At 61.9% G+C, this 396-nt stretch carries 2 protein-coding genes; both read right to left on the bottom strand.

Annotated features, from left to right (window positions below):
- Window positions 1-126 (bottom strand): alpha-E domain-containing protein (locus tag K3A85_RS17765; RefSeq protein WP_225207848.1); only part of this gene is annotated, 126 nt, incomplete at its 3' end.
- 4 nt (window positions 127-130) lie between these two features.
- Window positions 131-396, bottom strand: a 266-nt coding sequence (locus K3A85_RS17760; RefSeq protein ID WP_225207847.1) for a circularly permuted type 2 ATP-grasp protein, incomplete at its 5' end; no start/stop codon positions are given.

The raw sequence follows: 396 nt of genomic DNA, 5'->3' as shown, positions 1-396 counted from the left end.
GGCATCGCTGGAATCGAGTCGCGTCAGGGCGATCCGCTGACCCGTTTCGATCAGCCGGGCGGTGTTTTCTGCCCGTTCAAGGTAGCGATACATCCAGAACAGGCCATTTGCGGTTTTTCCCAGCATCGCGTCAGTCCTCCAACACCCAGGTGTCTTTGGTCCCGCCACCCTGGCTGGAATTCACCACCAGCGACCCTTTCTGCAACGCAACGCGCGTCAGCCCGCCCGCCGTCACATTGATCCGGTTCGGGCTGACCAGCACGAATGGGCGCAGATCGACATGGCGGGGCGACAGGCCGTGGCGGGTAAAGATCGGCACCGTCGACAGGCTGAGGGTCGGTTGTGTGATATAGTTGGCCGGGCGTGCCTTCAGCTTCCTGCGAAATGCGGCAAGGT

The sequence above is a fragment of the Novosphingobium huizhouense genome, from assembly GCF_020179475.1.
Taxonomy (GTDB): domain Bacteria; phylum Pseudomonadota; class Alphaproteobacteria; order Sphingomonadales; family Sphingomonadaceae; genus Novosphingobium; species Novosphingobium huizhouense.
This window is presented reverse-complemented; position numbering and strand designations above follow the sequence as displayed.